General features: G+C 73.8%; 11 protein-coding genes. 2 read left to right on the forward strand and 9 right to left on the reverse strand.

What is annotated here, in order from left to right:
• Window positions 1–28: 28 nt before the first annotated feature.
• On the reverse strand, window positions 29–1,075 hold the full coding sequence (locus SM573_RS16145; protein WP_474610172.1) for a LacI family DNA-binding transcriptional regulator: 1,047 nt from the start codon (window positions 1,073–1,075) through the stop codon (window positions 29–31).
• Between the two features lie 469 nt (window positions 1,076–1,544).
• Here SM573_RS16145 and SM573_RS16150 point away from each other — a divergent pair, with 469 nt between their 5' ends.
• A complete protein-coding gene (locus SM573_RS16150) occupies window positions 1,545–2,900 on the forward strand; it encodes a glycoside hydrolase family protein (RefSeq protein ID WP_474616421.1) in 1,356 nt (451 codons plus the stop codon).
• A gap of 217 nt (window positions 2,901–3,117) precedes the next feature.
• On the forward strand, window positions 3,118–5,118 hold the full coding sequence (locus SM573_RS16155; protein ID WP_474610170.1) for a GTP-binding protein: 2,001 nt from the start codon (window positions 3,118–3,120) through the stop codon (window positions 5,116–5,118).
• A 200-nt stretch (window positions 5,119–5,318) separates the two neighbouring features.
• Here SM573_RS16155 and SM573_RS16160 read toward each other — a convergent pair whose 3' ends face one another.
• The 8 genes from SM573_RS16160 to SM573_RS16195 are packed head-to-tail and all read right to left on the reverse strand — an operon-like array spanning window position 5,319 to window position 15,690.
• The gene (locus SM573_RS16160; protein ID WP_474616422.1) at window positions 5,319–8,105 is read right to left on the reverse strand and encodes a glycoside hydrolase family 38 N-terminal domain-containing protein; all 2,787 of its coding nucleotides are present in this window, start codon (window positions 8,103–8,105) and stop codon (window positions 5,319–5,321) included.
• Window positions 8,102–9,250, reverse strand: a complete 1,149-nt coding sequence (locus SM573_RS16165) for a Gfo/Idh/MocA family protein (RefSeq protein ID WP_474616423.1) — start codon at window positions 9,248–9,250, stop codon at window positions 8,102–8,104. The genes SM573_RS16160 and SM573_RS16165 overlap by 4 nt, the downstream gene beginning before the upstream one ends.
• On the reverse strand, window positions 9,247–10,158 hold the full coding sequence (locus SM573_RS16170) for a sugar phosphate isomerase/epimerase family protein (protein WP_474616424.1): 912 nt from the start codon (window positions 10,156–10,158) through the stop codon (window positions 9,247–9,249). The genes SM573_RS16165 and SM573_RS16170 overlap by 4 nt, the downstream gene beginning before the upstream one ends.
• Complete coding sequence (locus tag SM573_RS16175) at window positions 10,149–11,357, reverse strand: CehA/McbA family metallohydrolase (RefSeq protein ID WP_474616425.1); 1,209 nt, start codon at window positions 11,355–11,357, stop codon at window positions 10,149–10,151. Before SM573_RS16175 ends, SM573_RS16170 begins: the two co-directional genes overlap by 10 nt.
• A gap of 2 nt (window positions 11,358–11,359) precedes the next feature.
• Window positions 11,360–12,487 carry an ABC transporter ATP-binding protein gene (locus tag SM573_RS16180; RefSeq protein ID WP_474616426.1) on the reverse strand — a complete coding sequence of 376 codons (1,128 nt, stop codon included), beginning with the start codon at window positions 12,485–12,487 and terminating at the stop codon, window positions 11,360–11,362.
• A complete protein-coding gene (locus SM573_RS16185) occupies window positions 12,487–13,374 on the reverse strand; it encodes a carbohydrate ABC transporter permease (RefSeq protein ID WP_474610164.1) in 888 nt (295 codons plus the stop codon). The genes SM573_RS16180 and SM573_RS16185 overlap by 1 nt, the downstream gene beginning before the upstream one ends.
• Entirely contained in the window at window positions 13,371–14,318 is a 948-nt protein-coding gene (locus SM573_RS16190; RefSeq protein ID WP_474610163.1) for a carbohydrate ABC transporter permease, read from the reverse strand. Before SM573_RS16190 ends, SM573_RS16185 begins: the two co-directional genes overlap by 4 nt.
• Complete coding sequence (locus tag SM573_RS16195; RefSeq protein WP_474610162.1) at window positions 14,293–15,690, reverse strand: extracellular solute-binding protein; 1,398 nt, start codon at window positions 15,688–15,690, stop codon at window positions 14,293–14,295. The genes SM573_RS16190 and SM573_RS16195 overlap by 26 nt, the downstream gene beginning before the upstream one ends.
• Window positions 15,691–15,797: the final 107 nt, after the last annotated feature.

The following is a 15,797-nucleotide window of genomic DNA, read 5'->3' on the forward strand; positions in this document are numbered from 1 at the left end:
GCTTCCTTCCGGTTGCGCGGTCGCCGCCTCAGGGGCGGTCGGCCGCCGGTTCAGGGGCGCCGAGGGTGTCGCCCTCGACGAGTTCGCAGGGCAGCAGCCGTTGCGGGAGCCCGCTGGCGCTGCCGTCGATGACCTGGGTGAGCACCTCGACCGCCTGCCGGCCCATCTCCTCGCGCGGAATGCGGAACCCGGTGAAGGTCAGGTCGGTGGGGACGGGCACCGTCGGGTCGCCGAGGGTGATCAGCGACAGGTCGCCGGGCACCGCGAGCCCGCGCCGCCGCGCGGCCCGCTCCAGTGCCACCGCGGTGGCGAAGTCCTCCACGAGGGCCACCGTGCTGCCGTCGGCGAGCAGGTCGTCGAGGACCGCCTCGGCGTCGGCGGCCGAGGCGGAACGCTGCCGGGCGCTCTCCGCGGCGGAGGCCGCCGCGAGGTAGCCGCGCCGGCGGTCCTCGGAGGACTCGGCGGTGGTGCCCATGCTCAGGTAGGTCAGCCGGCGGTGGCCGCGGGCGACGGCCCGTTCGACGAGCCGGCCGACCGCGGCGGCGTAGTCGGCGCCGACGTACGGTACGGGGCCGCCGGCGTCGTCCCGGCGGCCGACCGCGACGTAGGGGTAGCCGTCGCGGTTGAGCCGGTGCAGCTCCGCCGCGTCGACCTCGCGCCCCAACAGGAGGCAGCCGTCGGCCAGGCGCAGCCGGTTGTCCTGGTGGAAGATCCGTCGCCGACCGTCGACCACCGGGGCGCTGGTGAACAGCAGCAGGTCGCAGCCGACCCGCTCGGCGTACTCCTCGATGCCGAGCAGGAACGGGTGGAAGAAGTCCCGGCTGCCGCTGGGGAACGCGGGCTCGTAGGTGAACACGCCGATGATCCGGTTGAAGCGGGCGGCGAGCCGGCGCGCGACCGGGTCGGCGGCGTAGCCGGTCTCGGCGATCGCGCGCAGCACCCGGTCGCGGGTCTCCGGGGCGATCCGGACGTCGGCGTCGGCCCGGTTGTTGAGCACCAGGGAGACGGTCGCCTGGCTGACGCCGGCCAACCGGGCGATGTCACGTTGAGTGACGCGTCGGGGAGTTGCGGTCACGGGGGTCCTTCCGACGGCGCTAATACGCATTAGCGCTCGGTGTAGGGAGGACTCTGGCCGGCCGACCCGCCCGGTGTCAAGAGGGTGAACGCGGATTTCGTCGAGATGAACCGGCAGGAGTAATGCGTATTAGCCGAATCGCGCATCGCTGAGCCGTCGATCAGCGACGCGTCGCGGGCGGAATCGGGGCCGCCTCTTGACAGCCGAGCCCGGCAGCGCGCAACATTCGAGAAACACGGTTGCTAATACGTATTAGCAAGGCCGAGCCTGGCACGGCGCTCGGCGAGCTCACCGTTCCCTGCATCACCGACCGTGACCCCGACGCCCCGGCCCCCCCGGACCGGGCCACCGACCGTCCACTGTCGCCCGTCCGTCGTCCGCCCGCGTCCGCGACCGTCGGCGGCGCGGGCGTCACCCCGGTCGTCCGCCACCGGCCGGGTCCCATCCCGTCCCGAGAAGAGGAAGACGCATGACCAGAGCCCGTCTCGCACCGCCGCGCCGCGCCGCCGCCGCGGTCGGTGTCGGTCTGTTGGCCGCCGCCGTGGCCGGAGCCCCCGCGGCCGCCGACGAGCCCGGGATCGACTTCCCCCGGTTCAGCTACGTGGGCACCGCGTTCGACAAGGCGACGCTGGACTACAACCCCACCAACGAGTTCATCTTCCCCAGCGTCATCCGGGCGGCCGACTACTTCCCGAACCCCCTCGGCACCTACTACCTGTACTACGCGCCGCACGAGCGGCCGGGCGGGATCGCGCTGGCGTACGCCGACTCCATCGGCGGCCCGTGGACCGAGTACACCGGCAACCCGCTGATCAGCAACACCTGGCTGCCGCACTACCCGACCGTCAGCCACGTCTCCTCGCCGCACGCCGTCTGGGTCGAGGGCGAGGGCAAGCTCTTCCTCTACTTCCACGGCGAGAACTCGATCACCCGGTACGCCACCTCCGAGGACGGAATCCACTTCACCTACGGCGGCACGGCGGTGAGCCGGGACGCCACCACCGGCGGCGAGACCTCCTACGCCCGGGTGTTCGAGCAGGCGGTTCCCCGGCTCGGCAGCCGCTACCTCATGGTCTTCATGGACAACCCGACCGCGGCCCTGCCCGGCCCGACCGGGCCGGTCTCCCGCCGCATCCGCTGGGCGGTCTCCCCGGACGCCCGCAGCTGGACGATCCAGCCGGAGCCGCTGGTCACCCCGCAGGGCGACGAGGGCCCGAACGCCTCCGGTCCGTTCTTCCTGCGCTGGCAGGACCGCAACCTGGTGATTTACCACGCCGCCGACGGCAACATGCACGCGGTCGACGTCGGCGAGAACTTCGACCAGGAGATCCACCTCGGCGTCGTCCACGACTCGATGACGGCCGCGCCGGACCTGGGCCGGTCGGCGGCCCCGACGTTCTACTTCGACGGCCGCACGGCGCACATGTACTACGAGGCCGGCGGGCGGCTCAGCGCGACGATCGGCCACGCCGTGGCGACCCTGCCCGAGCCGGTGCCCACCCGGCAGCTGGACTGCACGGTGGACCGGCCGGTGCTGTGGCCGCCGAACCACGAACTGGTCGACGTCGCCGTGACCGTGGACCTGCCCGACGGGATCCTCGGCCCGAACGCCTTCGCCCTGACCGGCGTGACCGGCGGCGACGCCGCGGACGTCAGCGACTTCACCACCGGCACCCCGGACACGACCGGCCGGCTCCGCGCCGAACGGCCGGGCAACGGCGGAGACCGCGTCTACACCCTGACGTACGGCGGGCACGACGAGATCGGCCGGCCCGTCGGCTGCACCGTGACCGTGACCGTGCCGCACGACCGAGGCGCCGCCTGACGCGACCGCCCACGGCGCTAACCCGCCGCCCGAGCTCGCGGCCCCACCCGGCACCGGTGGGGCCGCGGCCCGGGCGGCTATTTCGGTTGCCCGCCCCGGTCGACCCCTGGTCGACTGGGTGGGCACCGGCAACCGACGAGAGGGAGACGAGAGATGCGCGCTGCGTTCATGTCCAACCGCCTGGGAATGCTCATCTACCCGAAGGACATGACGCTCCGTGAAGACCCTCAACGTCGGGATCCTGGCGCATGTTGACGCCGGAAAGACCAGCCTGACCGAACGTCTGCTGCACACCGTCGGCGTCATCGACGAGATCGGCAGCGTGGACGACGGGACGACCCGCACCGACAGTCTCACGCTGGAGCGGCAACGCGGCATCACGATCCGCTCGGCCGTCGTCTCGTTCGTCGTCGACGGCGTCACGGTCAACCTCATCGACACACCCGGCCACCCGGACTTCATCGCCGAGGTGGAGCGGGTCCTCGACCTGCTCGACGGCGTGGTGCTCGTGGTCTCCGCGGTGGAGGGCGTCCAGGCGCAGACCCGCGTGCTGTGGCGCACGCTCCAGCGCCTACGTCTGCCCACCCTGCTGTTCATCAACAAGATCGATCGGGCCGGCGCCGACCCTGACCGGGTGCTGCGCGAGATCGCCGACCGGCTCACGCCGGCGGTCCTGGCGACCGGCGTCGTGCCGGCGGCCGGCACGACGGCGGCCCGCTTCCGGCCGCACCCCGACACCGACCCGGCGTACGCCGGACGGCTGCTGGACCTGCTCACCGGGCACGACGACGGGCTGCTCGCGGCGTACGTCGAGGACCCCGGCCGGCTCACCGGCCGGCGGCTGCGCGCCGCGCTCGCGGACCAGACCCGCCGGGCGGTGGTGCACCCGGTGCTCGCCGGCTCGGCGATCACCGGCGCGGGCGTGGCGGCCCTGGTCGGCGCCCTCACCGGGCTGCTGCCGGTGACTGAGCAGAGCGCGGACGGCGCGGCGTCGGGCACCGTCTTCAAGGTCGAGCGGGCGCCGTCCGGCGAGAAGGTCGCCTACGTGCGCATGTTCGGCGGCACGGTCCGGGTCCGCGACCGGGTGCCGGTCGGGGAGCGGACCGCCACGGTGACGGGGATCGACGTCTTCGACCGCGGCGCCACCGTACGCGCTGATGCCGTGGGCGCCGGACGGATCGCGTTGCTGCGCGGCCTCGGCGACGTCCGGATCGGCGATCCGGTGGGCGTCGCCCGGACGGGCGCGCCGGCCCGGCACTTCGCCCTGCCCAGCCTCGAGACCGTCGTGGTGCCCCGGCGGCCGTCGGACCAGGCGGCGCTGTACGCGGCGCTGAGCGAGCTGGCCGAGCAGGATCCGTTGATCAACGTGCGCCGGGACGCCGCCCGCCGGGAGATCAGCGTCTCGCTCTACGGCGAGGTGCAGAAGGAGGTGATCGAGGCGACGCTCGCCGGTGAGTACGGGCTCGCGGTGACGTTCCGCGAGACGACCACCGTCCACGTGGAACGGGTGGTGGGAACGGGCGCGGCGGTCGAGCTGATCGGCGTGCCGCCGAACCCGTTCCTGGCGACGGTGGGACTGCGGGTGTCGCCCGGCCGCCCCGGCGGCGGGACGGCGTTCCGGCTCGGCGTCGAACTCGGGTCGATGCCGCCGGCCTTCTTCACCGCGGTGGAGGAGACGGTCGCCGAGACGCTGAGCCAGGGCCTCCACGGCTGGCAGGTGCTCGACTGCGTCGTGACGATGACGCACTCGGGGTACTGGGCCCGGCAGAGTCACGCGCACGGCACCTTCGACAAGAGCATGTCGAGCACGGCCGGCGACTTCCGCAACCTGACCCCGCTCGTGCTCATGGCGGCGCTGCGGGAGGCCGGCACGCGGGTGGAGGAGCCGGTGCACCGGTTCCGGCTGGAGACACCCGACGACGTCCTCGCCGCCGTGCTGCCGGTGCTCGCCCGGCTGGACGCGGTGCCGCACACGACGGTGACGCGGGGCGGGTCGGCCGTGGTGGAGGGGGTGGTGCCGGCGCGGCAGGTGCACGCCGTGGAGCGCCGGCTGCCCGGGCTGACCCGGGGCGAGGGGATCTTCGAGTCCACCTTCGACCACCACCGGCCGGTCCGCGGCGAGCCGCCACGGCGCGCGCGGGGAGACCACAACCCGACCGACCGGAAGGAGTACCTGCTGGCGGTCAACCGGCGGGTGACCCGAGGCGGTGCGCGGTGAGGCGTCCCGACCGGACGGTTCCTGTGCTGTGGTTGTCCCGGCCCGCCGGGCGTCGGCAAGACGGCGGTCGGCTGGGAGATCTACGAGGACCTGGTCCGGTCGGGGATCCAGACGGGCTACGTCGACATCGACCAGCTCGGGATCTGCTACCCGGAGGTGACCTCCGATCCCGGGCGGCACCGCAGCGGGTGCCGGCCGAGTCAGGTCAGGTCGAGCTGCACGGTGGCGATCTCCCACGGGCGCAGCGGCAGCCGGAGCCGGCCGTCGGCCTCGACGGGCAGGGGCTCACCCGGCCGGCCGAGCAGGTCGGCGCGGCGGGCGCCGCGTACGGCCCGGCCCGCGCCGATCACCGCCGTCGTCGCCTCCGGCGTCTCGGCCACCACCCGCACCTCGATCCGGCCGTCCCGGGCCCGGACGCTGGTCAACGCCACCCCCGCCCCGGTCACCGCCAGCCCGGCGACCGGCTCCGGCAGCGCGCCGGCCGGACCGGCCGTGCCCGCGAAGGACAGCAGCTCGTGCCGGTAGCGCTCGGCGGCCTCGACCACCCCCGCCGTGTGCCAGTCCCCGCGGAACGGCAGCACGGCCAGCTCCACGCTGCGCGCGCCGCGGCACTGCGCCTGCGGCGTGGGCAACTGCGGTCCGGCGGGCTCGTCACGCAGCGCGTGCCGGTTGCGCGACAGCATCCCGATCGACCGCAGGACCGTGACCGCCAGCTCCCGTCCGGAGTCGGTCAGCTCGTACTCGGTGGGCTGGGTCAGCAGCGCCGCGAGCGACCCGTCCGGCCCGCCGGCGGCCACGAACCCGGAGGCCGGGAACGTGGGCAGCGGCACCTCGCCGCCGCCGCCCTCCGCGGTCAACCCGCGCTCCACGACCGCGAACTGTCCCTCGGCGTACGACCCGGAGGCGGGTGACGGCAGCGGCAGGTGCAGGCGTACGCGGTGATCGTCGCAGCGGTTGTCGAACTCCACCCGCAGGCGGACGAACGGCTCGCCGGCCCGCAACTCCACCCGGGTGGTGACGACGATCGCCTCCCGGTCCACTGCCCGGGAGCCGGCATCGACGTCGGCCGCCACGGGCCAGCGGTACTCGCGTACCACGTCGAGGACGGCGACCAGCGGCCCGCGGTGTCGCGGTACGACGCGGACCGCCTTGGGCTTGTCGACCATTTCATCGGCTTCCGGCGGCGCGTAGTTGTAGCTGTCCCCCACGTCGCCGCCGTCCACGATCCGCCCGACCCCGTCCACGGTGAGGCCGTCCGGCGTGGACAGTCGCAGCGTGCCGTCGGCGGCCACGTCGACGCGGAGCAGGCCGTTGTCCAGGGCGCGGTCGTCGACCGTCGACACGGCCGGCGGTCGCGGGGCACCGGCGGGGGCGCCCGCGAGCGGCCCGGCCCCCGCCTGGGCGGGCACGCCCACCACGGGCCGCACCGCGGCGTGGCCGAGCGCCGGCACGTCGACCAGGGCCGCGACGGTCGCCCGGGGCGCGGCCACGATGCGGACCCGCCACCGGCCGGCGTGCTCGGCGCGGGCCAGCGCCAGCCGGACGTCCTCCACGTCGAAGGCCGGGTCGCCGTGGCGGGCCGCCTCGAAGGTGAGGGTGGCGTCGGCCGGCGACACCGACCAGGCGGTGACCTCCTGACCGTAGAGTTCCGTGCCGTGCACGCGGGTGAGCACCGCCGGCAGGTCGGCGGCGGGCACCACCTCGTCGGCGAGCAGCGTCCGGGCCCGGTCGAGGATCTGCGCGGGCAGCGTCCGGCCGTCCGCGGTGGCCAGCGCCAGGTCGTCGCCGGGCGCCTCCACGTCGAGGCGCACCAGCGCGGTACGCGGGGTCGGGCTCGGGTTGAACACCAGGTACGCGTCGCGTGGCACGGCGGCGGCGAGCCGGGCACCGACCAGGTCGCAGACCGCCCGGCCGAGCTGGTCGGCCTCGGCGAGGCGGGCGGCCACCTGCTCGGCCGTCTCGTCGCAGCCGCACCCGGTCACGGAGTCGTGGCAGCTGGAGTCGATCAGCCGGCTCCACGCCATGTCGAGGAAACGCTGCACCGAGGCATCGTGGAACAGCGCGGCGAGCGGTTCGGCGTACCGTTCGACCCGCCGTTCGGCACGGCCCATAGCCTGCTTGAGGTGGGCCCGCACCGAGATGACACCGGGCAGGATGTTGGCCCGCGCGTGCGACCGCAGCTCGCCGCGCACGGTGGGCAGCCCGTCGACGTCGCCCGGCTGGGTGGCGAAGTACTCGGCGAGCGTACCGAGCCGCAGCTCGACACCGTCGACGTCGGCGGCGGCCAGCAGGTCGGGCGCGTCCGGCGCGGGTGCCGCGTGGTCGGTGCCGTACATGGCGAGGACCGGCCCGGCGTCGCCGTCGAGCCGCCAGGCGGCGAGTTTCGCGGCCAGGTCGGTGGCGCGGCGGGTGACCAGGTGGGCGTCGTCCATGATGCCGGCCGCGTTGCCGTACCCGCCGGGCAGGTACTCGGTGCGGATCGTGGTGCCGTCCGGCGCCTGCCAGGCGAACGCGTGGGTCCGCACCCGCTCGGGTACGCCGCGGAACACGCAGGCGTGGGCGAGCCCCGCGCCGGTGAGGATCTGTGGCATCTGCGCGATGTGGCCGAACATGTCGGGCAGGTAGCCGACCGGCATGGCCCCGCCCAGGTCGGCGCTGCGGGTCAGGCCGCGCTCCAGGTTGCGGACGATCGTCTCCCCGCTGCACAGGAACTCGTCGAGCAGGATCTGCCACGGGCCGACGGCCAGCCGCCCGGCGCGGACGAGGGCGACCACCTGCTCACGTCGCTCGGGGCGGACCTCGAGGTAGTCATCGACCGCGGCGAGCTGCCCGTCGAGGGTGAACCGTTGCCGCTCGTCGTGCGCCATCCGCTCGAACACGTCGTCCAGCAGCGCCACCAGCCGCAGCCGGAACCGCTGGAACGGCTCGTACCACTCGCGGTCCCAGTGGGTGTGCGGCACCACGATGATCTGGGTCGGTCGCGTCATGAGTCCGCCGCCTCTCCGCCGATCGCCGCCCCGGTCAGCTCACCGTAGCGGCGCACCACCTGTTGACTGGTCCGTACGTCGGCCGCGCCCTCGGCGATGCCGGTGAGCGGGGCCGTGCCCGCGGTGACCATCGCGTGGAACGCCACCAGCTCCTGCTCGAACGCCTCGGTCACCGACCGGAACACCGCCCGCCGTTCGCCGCCGCCGTGCGCGTCGACCACGGTCAGCCTGGTCGGCGCGTTGAGCAGGTACGGCGACGGGAACACCAGCTCCAGCGAGCCGTGCGCGTGGTGCAGGGTCACGATCTCCCGGTAGGCCGGGTAGTGCGGCAGGTTGAGCCAGCGGATGCCGTACCGGCCGCCGCCGGGCAGTTGGCCGCTGATGTCCACCGACGGTTCGGGTGGGCCGTCGGGGCGTACGGGCCAGGTGGCGACGTGCTGGACGGTGGCCGGCGCGCCGGTGAGGAGCCGCAGCAGGGACAGGTCGTGGCAGATGCTGTTGATCAGGATCTGGTAGAGGGTGCGGGCGCCGGGATGGTCCCCGACCGCCGCGTCGAGCAGCGCGGCGTCGCCGGCCCGCAGCCGGGCCGCCTCGCCGGCCGGCACGTCCGCGGGGGCCGCCGGCAGGTTGGCGAAGGCCAGTTGCCGGTCGCTGCCGGAGTGCAGCACGGTCACCTCGACCGCGTGCACCCGCTCCGGCCCGCCCAGGTCGTCGAGCAGCCGGGCCGCCTCGGCGACCGCCGGGTCGTACTGCTTCATGTAGCCGACCATCAGCGCGGGCGCACCGCCGGCCAGGTCGGCCAGCCGGTGCGCCTCGGCCCGGGTGTAGGCGAGCGGCTTCTCGCACAGCACCGGCAGGCCGGCGCGCAGGGCCTGCGCGGCCAGTTCGCCGTGGGAGCCGGAGGTCGCGAGCAGCACCGCGTCGTACCCGCCGTCGGCGAGCATGGCCGACGCGTCGGTGTACCGGCGGGCGGGCTCCACTCCATACCGGCCGCCCAGCTCGCCGGCCCGGCTGGGGGAGAGGTCGCAGAGGGCGACGACCTCGAACAGGTCGCCGCGGCGTTGCAGCAGCGGCAGGTGCACCGTACGGCTGATGACACCCAGCCCGGCCACCGCGATCCGGATGCGCTTGCCCGCCTCGGTCATCGCCGTACCCCGTCGAGCCAGCGGCGGTTGGCGGCCTGGTCGGCGCGGGTACGGTCGAGGTCGCGGCCCCGCGCCGGCGCGTCCTGTTCGATGACCAGCCAGCCGGTGTAGCCGGTCTCGTCCAGGGCGGCGAGGACGGCCGGGAAGTCGACGTCGCCGGCGCCCAGGGGGCAGAACCCGCCGGCGGCAACGATCTCGGTGAGCCCGCCGCCGGCCGCCCGGACGCGTTCGTGGACCGCGAGGTCGGCGTCCTTGAGGTGCACCTGGCCGATCCGCCCGGCCCAGCGACGGGCGGCCGACACCGGGTCGCCGCCGGCCAGCAGGAGGTGCCCGGTGTCCAGGCAGACGGCGATGTCGGTGAGGTCGAGCAGCTGGTCGGCTTCCGCCTCGCTCTCGACGACGGTGCCGAGGTGGTAGTGGAAGACGGGTTCCAGGCCGCGTTCCCGGCAGCGGTCGGCGGCCCGCTGGACGCGGGCGGCGAAGCCCGGCCAGGCGTCGGCCGGCAGGCCGGAGCCGTGGTCGCGGGGGACGCCCGGCCGGGCCATCCGGTCCGGATCGCCGGGGCAGGCGAGGGTCGGCCGGGGCGCGAAGCGGGAATCGTCGACGGGTACGGCGGTGAACGCGTCGAGCGCCGCGTCGAGCCCCACGAGGTCGGCCGCGAACCCGTCCGGGTCGTCGTAACGCAGGTCGACCCAGCCGCCGGCGAGCCCGAGACCCGCAGTGGACAGGCGGCGGGCCAGGGTATCGCCGGTGCCGAGGTAGCCGATCGGCCCGGAGTCGATGCCGTCGTACCCGTCCCGGGCCAGGGACGCCAGCAGATCCTCGGCGTGGAACTCCGGCTCGTCGGGCTGGTAGATGCCGTGGTTGACGGGTGCGCCCGCCACCCGGGTGCGTCCGGTCAGCTGCACAGTGCGATCACCTCCATGCGGTGGGACTCCAGGACGTGCAGGCCGTCGCCGGCGGGGAACCGGCACCGGTCGCCGTGGACCACGCGGTGGCGTCCGTCGGGGTAGCCGAGCAGCGCGCCGTCCGCGTCGAGGGCCAGCAGGTCGTCACCGAGGCGGACCAGCAGCGGCGCGTCCGGGCCGGCCGACACGGCGGTACGCCCGGCGCGCAGCGCGTCCAGCACCGCGACCTCGACCGGCCGGTCGGTGTCGGCCAGCACCCAGGTCGTGGGCGAGCCGGGTGGGGCGTCGTCGCCGGGGCGGTGGAAGTCGCTGCCGCCGACCGGCACCACGTCCGGCCGCCAGGCGCGGGCCCACGCGAGGGGTGCGCCCCAGGTGCGGTCCCACCAGCCGGAGTGCCACACCTCGGCCAGCCGGGTGCGGGTGGTGAGCGGCTGGCGCCAGGCGCAGTCGCCGCCGAGCGGGTGGTTGACGGACATCAGCCCGCCGGCCCGTTCCGCCGTGGCGAGCCACTCGTCGGGAGGCTCGCGGAAGTCGACCCAGCCGACCGGGCCGAACACGTTGGCGTGGCCGCGGTCGGTGGTGACCTCCTGCCCGGGCACGAGGGCGGTGCCGTAGCGGGCCGACGCGGCCGGCAGCCAGGGGTGGTGGCTCACCGTGTTGTGGTCGGTGACGGCCAGGAAGTCCAGGCCCCGGCCGGCCGCGAGGGCGGCCAACTCGTCGATGGTGCTCGCGCCGTCGCTGTGCACGGTGTGCGCGTGGAGGTCACCGGCGAGCCACTGCCGGCCGTCCAGGCCGGGCAGGGCGCGGCGGGGCGGCCGCTGCGGGCGGGGTGGTGCCGGCGATGCCGGAGGCGCGGGCGGCGGGGTGGTGGCGGTCGCGGCGGTCACCTCGTACGGGAGACCGTCGGGCGGGATCCGGTGCAGCCGCAGCAGCACCCGCCATTCGCCGGGTTCCAGCTCTCCCGGCAGGTAACCGGGGGTGGCCCAGCCGGCGGTGATCGTGTACCCGTCGCGGGCGCCCCCGGACCAGCCGCGGAAGCCGTCGGGGCCGAGGCAGCCGAGGTCGAGCACCCCGGCCTCACGCGGGTACGCGAGCCGCACGGTGAGCGCGGCGGTGCCCGGCGGCACGGTGACCGGGAGGGTGCGCAGGACGGCGTCGGCGCGGTCGGCGAGCGTCCACCGGCCCCGGTGCACGGTCACGGTCACTGCTCCGCGGCGGCCGCGGCGCGGGCGGCGGGCACGGCCGGGGCGGTGGCGGGGGTGACGAGTTCACCGTCCCGGTAGAGCAGGGACCGGCCGGGCCGGGGCACCACCCATCCGCTGTCGCCGGGCTGCGGCTCTCGCCCCTCGGGCACCACGACCTGGATGGTGGCGGCGTCGGCGTCGCCGGTCAGGTCGAGGGAGACCAGCGAGAAGCTGCCCAGGTTCTCCACGACGACCACCCGCCCGTGCAGGGCGTCCGGCGCCGCCTCGGCGGTGTAGTCGAGGTACTCGGGGCGTACGCCGTAGACGAGCTTCTCGCCGGCCGTCACGGGGGTGCCGTCCGGCACCGGCAGGGGCGTGCCGGCCACCACGAGGCGGCCGTCGCGTACCTCGGCGTCGACGAGGTTCATGGGGGTGGAGCCGATGAAGCCGGCCACGAAGGTGTTGGCGGGGCGGCGGAAGACCTCGGTGGGGGTGCCGACCTGCCGGATCCGGCCGCCCTCCATGACGGCGATCCGGTCGGCGAGGGCGAGCGCCTCGGCCTGGTCGTGGGTGACGAACACGGTGGTGACGCCGAGTTCGCGTTGCAGGCGCTTGAGGAAGGTGCGGGCCTCCAGCCGCAGCCGGGCGTCCAGGTTGGACAGCGGCTCGTCGAGGAGGAAGACCCGCGGGTGGCAGGCCATCGCCCGGGCGAGGGCGACGCGCTGCTGCTGGCCGCCGGAGAGCTGCCCGGGGCGCCGCCGCAGCAGGTTCTCCAGCCCCAGCTCCTCGGCGGTCTCGGCGGCCTTGCCGGCGCGGGACCGGCGGTCGACCTTCTTGATCCGCAGCGGGTACGCGATGTTGTCCTGCACCGTCATGTGCGGGAAGAGGGCGTAGTCCTGGAAGACCATCGCCACGTCGCGCTTCCCGGGCGGCAGGTTCGTGACGTCGTGCGCGCCGATGCGCACGCTGCCGCCGGAGGCGACCTCCAGGCCGGCGATGGTGCGCAGCAGCGTGGTCTTGCCGCAGCCGGAGGGGCCGAGCAGGGCGAAGAACTCACCGTCGGCGATCTCCAGGTCGAGGGCGTCCAGCGCGCGTACCCCGTTGGGGTAGACCTTGGTCAGCTCGCGCATGGTGATGGCGGACATCAGCGCTTGATCCCTCCGTGGAAGCGGAACCCGTACCGGCTGCTGACGAAGACGAACATGAGCGCCACCGGCAGCGAGTAGAGCAGGGAGAACGTGGAGAGCAGCCGCAGGTCGGCCTGGCCGCCCTCGGTGTAGAGGGTGTACATGATCACGGCGGCGGGAGCCTTGTCCGGCCCGCGCAGCAGCAGGAACGGCACCAGGAAGTTGCCCCAGACGTTGGCCACCGCCCACACGCCGACGGTGGCGAGGCCGGGGCGGACCATCGGCACGACGATGTGCCGCATGATCTGGAGGGGGCTCGCGCCGAACACCCGCGCGGACTCCTCGTAGGACGTCGGTGTGGCGTCCATGAAGTCCTTGAGGATGAAGATCGCCGCGGGCAGCAGGCCGCCGCTGAGGATGAGGATGACGCCGAGGCGGGAGTCGATCAGGTTGAGCCGGAAGGCCAGCTCGAACAGGGGCACCATGGTCGCGGTGCCGGTGACGATCGAGGAGAGCAGCAGCAGCCCGTAGAGCAGCGCGTCCCGGCCGGGGACCCGCACCCGGCTCAGCGCGTACGCGGCCAACGCCGCGAACGTCACCACCAGCGCCGCGGTGCCGGCGGCCAGGTAGACGGAGTTGAGCAGTGAGCTGAGCGCGTACGGGTTGTCGAGCAGGGCGCGGAAGTTGTCCAGCGTGAACCGGGGCAGCGACGCCGTGATCGTCGGGTTGTCGTCGAACGGGGCCGTGGCCAGCCAGAGCAGCGGTAGGGCGAAGAACCCGAGTACGGCGCAGAGGAAGACGTAGCGCCCGATGCGGGCCAGCACGTGCCGTACGGCCACGCGCCCGCCGTCGCCGGCCGGGCCGCCGCTCGCGGGCGCGGGGGCGGTGGTGGTCGCGGTGCTCACGCCGTCTCCTTCCGCCGGCCCAGCATGCGCAGGTAGACCAGGGCGATGACCAGGTTGATCAGCAGCATGACGAACGAGATGGCGGCGCCGAAGCCGAGTTCCCCGCCGGAGAGCGCCACCTTGTAGACGTAGACGGGCAGGATCTCGGAGCGCTGCTCGGGGCCGCCGGCGGTGATGAGGAACGGGGCGAAGTCGTTGAACGTCCACAGGCTGATCAGCAGCAGGTTGGTCAGCACGTGCCCCCGGATGCGGGGGAACACCACGTCGCGCAGCTGCTGCCAGGTGGAGGCCCCGGCCAGGCGGGCGGTCTCCAGATGCGAGCGCGGCACGTTCTCCAGCGCCGCGGCGTAGAGCATCATCGAGAACGCGGTGCCACGCCACGTGTTGAAGACGATGATCGACAGCATCGGATGGTCGAGCAGCCACGCGGTGCCCGGAATGCCGAGCAACGCGTTGAGGGTGCCGCCGTCGCGGTCGAGCAGGGCGATCCAGAGGAAGGCCACGACCGAGCTGGGCAGGATCCAGGAGAGCAGGACGAAGCCCTCGACCAGCCGGCGCAGGGGGCCGCGGCGGTCACGCAGGGCGTACGCGATGGCGAAGCCGAGGCAGGCCTGGCCGATGACGGCCGAGCCGAGCACGAACTGCAGGGTCAGCAGCAGCGAGGTGCGGAACCGCTCGTCGCCGAGCGCCCGGGTGTAGTTGTCCAGGCCGACGATCTCGGGGTTGGCGGCGGCCAGGCCGGTGAGGCGGTAGTTGGTGACGCCGAGGTAGATCGTCCAGGCGGCGGGGACCACGAGGAAGAGCAGGATGAGCACCATGCTGGGCACGAGGAACCCGGCGGCCCGGCCCCGGCCGAGCCCGGCGGCGTCGGGGGCGGGGGAGGCGCCCGAGTCCGGGCGCCTCCCCTTCACGACCTGGTCAGGAGGTGACGTTGCCTGGGCCACCGACGATCCCTTCGACCTTCTTCTGGTACGCGGAGGCCGCCTCGTCGGCGCTCTTGCCGGACGCCGCGTCCGCGGTCGCCTCCTGCAGCGCCACCGACACCTGCGGGTAGACCGCCAGCGGCGGCCGGTACGCGGTGATCGGCAGCACCTTCTCGGTGATGAAGCTCAGCATCGGGTCGCCCGCGAGGACCTCCTTGTTGACGTCCGTGCGCGCGGTGATCCGCTTCTCGCCGGCGAGCTCGGCCTTGACCGCCTCCGCCGAGTGCATGAAGGACAGCAGCTCCCACGCCTGGGACGGGAACTTGGAGTTCGGGTTGAGCACCCGCACCCCGCCGCCGGACATGCTCACGAAGTCCTGCCCGCGGATGCCCGCGCCCGGCTGCTTCGCGGGGATCATGGCGAACCCGACGGTGGTGTCCCGGTCGGCCATCTTGGCGATGCCGACGCTCGGGTTGACGACGCTGCGCCAGAAGTAGTCGCCCTCGGCGAGAATGCCGATCTTGCCGGCGGCGAACTCCGCGAAGGACTTGTCGCGCCCCTTCGCCTCCTGCTGGAGCTTCGGGTCGCCGAGGCCGCCGCCGTACACCTTGGTGTAGAAGTCGAGCACGTCCTTGACCGGCTGCGTCGCGCCGGCCCACTTGCCGTCGGCGTAGATCTCCCCGCCCGCGCCGGCCAGGAGCGGCAGGGCGCCCTGCATGGTGGTGGCCTCGCCCATCGCGGTGCCGGCGTTGATCTGGATCGGGGTCACCCCGGGCAGCGCCTTGAGCTTGGCGCCGGCGTCGAGGATCTCCTGCCAGCTCGTCGGCTGCCACTCGGCCGGCAGGCCGGCCTGGGCGAAGAGCTTCTTGTTGTAGTAGAGGACCCGCCCGTCGGTGCCGAGCGGGATGCCGTACCGCTTGCCCTCGAACGAACCGAGGCCCTGCACGGTCTCCGGGATCTGCGACCAGCCCTCCCACGAGTCGACCTCGGCGCCGGCCACGTCGGACAGCGGCTTGAGGTAGCCGGCCTGGACGAACTCACCGACCCAGATGCCGTCGAGGGCGATGACGTCGGCGCCGCCCTTGGAGCGCAGGTCGAGGGCCTGCTTGGTCTTGTACTGCTCGTCGTCGACGCCGCTGGGCACGAAGGTCACCTTGGCGGTGACCCCCTTGGCCTTCTGGGCCTCGACGAACCGGGGGATGACCCACTTCTCGATCCACTCGGCACCGGCGGAGCTCTTGCCGCCGACGATGGAGTTGGCGGCGATGGTGAGGGTGATGTTCTTGGCGTCCTTGCCGGCGGGCTCGGACGAGTCACCGCAGGCCGTGGCGGCGAGGGCGACGGCGGTGAATGCGGCGAGCACGCCCGCGGCGTGTCTCGGCTTGGCTGACATGGGCTGCTTCCCTTCGCAAGGAGAGACTTCGAAGAGACTCGCGGGTCGCCCGCCGGCCGCAGGTCACGAACCGGCGGTGCTTAGCGGCCACAATGTCATGACAGCCT

The sequence above is a fragment of the Micromonospora xinjiangensis genome, from assembly GCF_056150165.1.

Excerpts from the sequence above, each read along its gene's own strand:
- SM573_RS16150 (WP_474616421.1), top strand. The coding sequence starts at position 1,545 with ATGACCAGAGCCCGTCTCGCACCGCCGCGCCGCGCCGCCGCCGCGGTC.
- SM573_RS16160 (WP_474616422.1), bottom strand. The coding sequence starts at position 8,105 with ATGACGCGACCGACCCAGATCATCGTGGTGCCGCACACCCACTGGGAC.
- SM573_RS16165 (WP_474616423.1), bottom strand. The coding sequence starts at position 9,250 with ATGACCGAGGCGGGCAAGCGCATCCGGATCGCGGTGGCCGGGCTGGGT.
- SM573_RS16180 (WP_474616426.1), bottom strand. The coding sequence starts at position 12,487 with ATGTCCGCCATCACCATGCGCGAGCTGACCAAGGTCTACCCCAACGGG.
- SM573_RS16195 (WP_474610162.1), bottom strand. The coding sequence starts at position 15,690 with ATGTCAGCCAAGCCGAGACACGCCGCGGGCGTGCTCGCCGCATTCACC.